Genomic DNA, 6,000 nt, shown 5'->3' on the forward strand with positions numbered 1-6,000 from the left:
ATGGAATATTGCATAGAAGTAAAATTTAAAAACATCCACATATTCTCATCTCAATGCATTAAAAAAATTTAATATCCCTTTTCACTAGATAAATTATAGTAAGCAACAACTCGAACTTCAATGGGCTTTCATATGCAATATTTCATATTTGGGTCCTACATGATATAAATAAAAAACTTATAATGATTATTTATTCTATACGTGCTAATATACTTATATTAAAATATAAATACATATCTTATATACTCTGAACTACATTACTCAACAGTTAAAACTTAATTTTTTATTGGGAGGATTTACAATGAAATTATTAAAAATAAAACATATAATTCCTTTATCTGCGGCAGCAATTACATTCGTATGTAATCAAGGTGTAGCTGAGGCTTCCACCATTCATACAGTAAAAAAGAATGATACACTTTGGGGTATCAGTAAACAATATGGAGTTTCAATACAATCTATTAAACAAGCAAATAATAAAGGAAAAGATCAAACTTTTATTGGTGAACAGTTACATATTCCAGGATCCATGAAATCAAATGAGGTCACTGTTCATCAAAACGACAAACCTAAGAACATCTCTGGACAAATTATTTATCAAGTACAGCCGGGAGATTCATTAGAAATTATAGCAAAGCGTTACAATGTTACCGTTCAATCTATAAAACAAATTAACAATACAGTCGGAAACAAGCTTTATACAGGACAACATTTAAAAATCAATTCAAGTATTTCAGAAAAAGAAAAAGACTTAATGGCACGCTTAGTTACTGCTGAGGCAGGTGGCGAATCATATAAAGGAAAAGTAGCGGTGGCGAAAGTTATCTTGAATCGTGTAAATGCAAATGGTTTTCCAAATACAATAACAGGTGTTATTTATGAACCTATTAAACGCGGATATGCATTTACTCCTGTTACCGATGGTAGAATTAATCAGCCTGCAAGCGCAGAAGCAAAAATGGCAGTAGAAGAGGCTATCTCTACAAATGGAATACATTCTGATTGGCTTTATTTTTATAATCCAAAAACTTCAACAAACCAATGGATTACAACACGTCAAACAGTAGCGGTAATCGGTAACCACGTCTTCGCTAAATAAAACTATAATTCTCTTCAAATTTATGCACTTAACAACTATTTCAAATGATTAGCAGACCTCTTCACTTAAGAGGTCTGTTTTTTTATATGTAAGATTTTATTAATCATATGACATAGTGATCATTTAAAACTATTTCTTCTTTCAAATAAAAACATTTGTATTTACTCCACCACTCGGAGAAATTAAAAAAGCATCAAGTTCAAAAACTCCCTCTTTATTAATAAAAGCTATTTCTTAACTTCATAAAAGTGTTATACACTAAGAAAATAAAAAACAAACTATTCGTTAGCAGGTGAAAGAATATGTATGATGTTACAATTATCGGAGCTGGAGTAAGTAGCATCTTTATGGCTTATTCATTAGCCCAAAGTAACAAAAAGATTTTAATTCTTGATAAAGGTAAAGCGCTAAAAGATCGCCATTGTCCTTTAGACCAAGGAAAAGTGTGTAATTGTACTACATGTGATAAATATTTCGGATTTGGTGGTTTAGGAAAATCTGAAGGGAAATTTAATTATACAAATGGATTTGGTGGCGAACTTGAGCAAAAAGTAGGTAAAAAAACTTTTATACAACTCATGGCTGAAGTAGATAAAATTCTATGTCAGTTTGGCGGAAGTTCGGTTTCAAAATATTCTACAGAAAATCTAAATCTCACTAAGAGAGCTGAAGCGTGTGGTTTACAAATGCTCACAACAGAAGTAAGGCATCTTGGCACTACACTTTCAAGTAACATTTTTCAGCAGCTCTATGAATTTTTACTTAACAAAATAGATATCCGATTTCATATAGATGTACAACATGTCGTTAAGCAGCAAGACCATTTTAAAATATCTACAAATCAAGGAACTGTCCATTCTAAGCAATTAGTATTTGCAACTGGGCGTTCTGGAACGGATTGGTTAAAAGAAATGTGCTCTTCCCTTGAAATTGCACAGGAACAAACCCGTATAGATTTAGGTATTAGGGTAGAGATGAAAGAACATCAATTACGTTCTATATTAAAAGATACATTTGAGACGAAACTTTCTTATCAGCATGAACATTTCACGGCTACTACTTACTGTATGAATCCAAAAGGACGCATTATTCGAAAGTATGAAGAAGGTTTAGTTATGCCTGACGGTCAAAATTTTCGAGAGCAAGGAACTGGCACTTCTAACTTAAATTTCACTTTATTTATCCCGCGCTATTTTCCAACTCTCAAAGAAGCAAATGTATACGCAAGTTCAATTATTAAAAGCATTAACCAAGGACGAGATCGGATTGTTATACAGCGTTTAGAGGACTTAATAAAGAAACAACCTACAGCCGAGAACAACATGAAACATAATCGTATACAGCCTACACTACACGGAGATTATGGAGATTTGAATGAAGAAATTCCTCCATTATATATTGAAGGAATCAAAAAATTTTTATTACGTTTAGAACAATTTATCCAAGAACCTATCGATAAAGATACTTTATTATATGGAATTGATGGAAAGTTCTATGCTCCTACAATAAAAATCAATAACCATTTTGAAACAAGTATGGATGGGCTATTTTTAATTGGAGATTGTTCAGGCGTCACTCATTCATTATCTCAAGCAGCTGCAAGTGGTCTGCATGTTGGAAAATATTTATCAGACATTTAAATACTCTAATTAAATGGAAAGGGAGCAGCTAATTGCTATTGCTCCCTTTTCCCTATTACTTCTCTTATAACACATGATGCAATCTGCTATTAAAAAGAACGTACATATTATACAGATGTAAACAAAAAACAACTCCAAAATCAACTTTTATTGTATATTTTGGAGTTACTTTACGTTTATTCTATGATTGTTTCTAAAGGTAAATCTGTATAGGAATTATCCTCACCTATATTCAAGATTACTTCACATTGACGTAATCTCAATTCAAAGAGCGTTATAGGATCATGATAAACTTCAGGGTTTGATTTCATTTTATGCAGTTTATCTTGTTTTTCTTTTATTTCTAAATGAGTGTTTTTTACAGCTTGTTCCAACGAGCCAAATGGATTTCTAAAGAACATATTAATATCCCGCTCTTGTGTGTTTTCAAATAGCTCAAACTGCAAGAAAAATTTCTTCATAATAGAAGCCGTTACATCGGTATAATCTTCATTTTCTAAATACTGTTTGTATTTGTTATATAGCATAGCTTTATTTTTAGGAAGAACTCCAAATAATTTACCGGCACTTTTCAGTAAAAATTGTGCTGGTGTAAATCGGCGTAAAATATTTACTTCTTCCATTTGTATTCTAGTTGTCATTCTATCAGTATCTCTGCGCCAGTCATCAATTACTTTAAAGTCACATTCTAACTGTATTCGATTTTCTCCAAATAAAGAATTAAGTCCTTCACTGGTTTCTGCTAAGTACAATTGACTTTGAAGGAGCTCGTTATTAGAAGTCGCAATCCAATTTTGCATCGAGCGAGCAAGATTAGGTAATACAGTTTGTTCTAGATATTGTTGCACCCTTTCATTCATCGCTGTATTTAGTTCAATATCAATGTGCCCAAAATCACTTTCTTCACTAATTAAATCGGAACAACTCTGCAATAGTTTCGGAATATGTTCTGTAAGATCATTAGTAATTTCGTTTTTCATTGTACGATATGTTTCTGTAATTAAATGAATTTTTTCCTTCTCAAAAGCAGTAAGGTTATTAATACAAGCATTTAGTTTAACTAACATATCTTCATTCCAATTAATAGAATCCACTAGATTATTTTCCCTCTCGACGCGTTTATCCAAAAGATATGTAATTGTTTTTCGAATGAAAAACAATAGCTTTTCAGTACGTTCTACATCGATATTTTTATGGTTAAAGTTAAAATGAATAAACTCAGTTAAATCGTTTAGTTGTTTACTATTTGTATATAACGAAGAATAAGGGAAAACTCTTGCATTAGGGAAATATGTATTTATTCTCACTTGCGTATCTTGTATAACTCTTTTTGCTTCTGCTTCATTGTAAATGTTATCGATTTTATTTAATAAGAAATGAACTTGTAGATTTGGTGTATGTTCTTGGATACTTAATAGAATGTCACGTTCTTTGTCAGTAAAAGGTGAATCCGTATTCAATACGAATAATAATTCATCTACAGAGTTTAAATATTCAAATACCTCATCTCTCGCGTCATTGTTCCTATTAAAGCTAGGTGTAACAACGAATGTAAGTTTATTTTTACTTAAAAACCTGCATGGTAATTTAAATTCAACACACGCTCTATCTCTATATGTTTGACGATGCACTGCCATCATGTTATGGAAATCAGAGAAATTCTCAGTTGTTGTAATTTCCGAATCTGTTATAGCGTTAATTTCTGTATAAGCGTCATTTTTAAAAACAACTACATTTGAGATTGAGTTTTCTAATATATTTTCTCCTAAAATAGAGTTAATAAATGAAGCTTTTCCGTTCCCTGAAGTTCCAGTTACTAATAGGCGATTTGTTCTTAAATCTGCAAGCTCACCAACTAACCAGCTAAATCGGTTACCCATTTCTAAATCATGTTCTTGTGCCCAGTGTGTAATAGATTCAAAAAGATGTAAACTATACTCTAAGCCATTCACATGATTAATAGAATATGACAGTAGGTCTTCTGCATCTTTTATATCCGCTGAATCTATTTTAGAAGGAAAAATCTCATCCCATGCCAATACTGCTGCAGATGGAAATACAGCATGAGAGGGATTAACTACCTTTAACCAATTTGTTAACAGGTTTGGAATGATATCGTGTAATTGTCTAAGCATATATTGACCTTGAATTAATTCAAAGTATGTTTCTTCGTAAAGAGAAGAAATTTCGTCCCATATATCGGACGAATGTATTTCGATATGTATGAAAAATTCATTTATTGTGTTGAGCCATAATAAGTAATTTTGTTCATCTTTATAGCTGTGCCAAAGTGATGAAACAATTTGCGTAAATTGTACTTGATCTACATTATTTAATGTAACTAATACTTTATAAAAATAGTCTGGTGAAATATTTTTAGTAAATCCTTTATCGATATATTCTTTTAGAACCTCAAACCACGGATAAGATTCTGTTCGAATTAACTCGTTCACAGCAAGCTCTACTGCACTATCAAAATCTTGCTGTTCTTCATAAAAGGAACGGGCAATTGTTGTGACGTTTGGATAATCGGGATTTAAAGAAACCGCTTCTTTTATAACAGCGAAAGCTGAATCAAAATTATTTTGCTCGATGTAAAGAGACAGTAATTGCAGTACAATTTCGGTCATAAGTATTTTGTTATCAGTAGTAATGGAAGTATACACATTTTCAGCAACTGATAATTGGTTAAGTTCGAAGTAAGCATCCGCAATATTTTTTTGTGCCCATGGTGCTAGTTCATTACTAACTTTCTCCCATTTAAAAATAGCTGCTTCAAAATCTTGATGGTGATAATAAAATTCACCTTGTGCAAAACGAATATAAGATCCATCAGAAATCTCATTTTTTTCTTCGTTTACATAAGCTTCTCCAAGTACTTGAAGAGGTGGGTGTGTTTCATTCTCCATTAGGAATGTTTCATAATACATCTTTTTTATTAATTGTTTTTCTAATCTCATCTTTTCCCCCACTATATCTCGAAAATACATTTTTGAGATATGTCAATACTTTTTTGTATGTATGCTTTTTATCTTAACAAAGAATTCCTTTTAGAAAATTTCATTTTCCTTTCATTTTTCAAGTAAGATTGAATTTTTATGAGAAAAGTTTCAGTTTTTTTTCAATTCCCTTTCAGTTGTGAAACAACATTAAATGTTCCTAATAACCTAATAACACTATAATATTCCACATTATAAAAACAATCTATAACGAATATATATGCAAGATTCCCTTCGCTAATAAATAAAAGAAATCATTATA

At 31.3% G+C, this 6,000-nt stretch carries 3 protein-coding genes; 2 read left to right on the forward strand and 1 reads right to left on the reverse strand.

The genetic code is table 11. The annotated features are described in order from the left end of the window. Positions 1-301: 301 nt before the first annotated feature. Entirely contained in the window at positions 302-1,099 is a 798-nt protein-coding gene (locus tag DN408_RS26295) for a cell wall hydrolase (RefSeq protein ID WP_078178538.1), read from the forward strand. 302 nt (positions 1,100-1,401) lie between these two features. Next, positions 1,402-2,739: an NAD(P)/FAD-dependent oxidoreductase gene (locus tag DN408_RS26300; RefSeq protein WP_078178537.1), complete on the forward strand. Its 1,338-nt coding sequence runs from the start codon at positions 1,402-1,404 to the stop codon at positions 2,737-2,739. Positions 2,740-2,915: 176 nt separating this feature from the next. On the opposite strand, the gene DN408_RS26305 is transcribed toward DN408_RS26300, so the two are convergent. Further along, positions 2,916-5,699, reverse strand: coding sequence for a dynamin family protein (locus DN408_RS26305; protein ID WP_078178536.1), 2,784 nt, complete (start codon positions 5,697-5,699; stop codon positions 2,916-2,918). Positions 5,700-6,000 lie beyond the last annotated feature (301 nt).

Source organism: Bacillus sp. AR13-1 (assembly GCF_008042285.1).
Classification (GTDB): domain Bacteria; phylum Bacillota; class Bacilli; order Bacillales; family Bacillaceae_G; genus Bacillus_A; species Bacillus_A mycoides.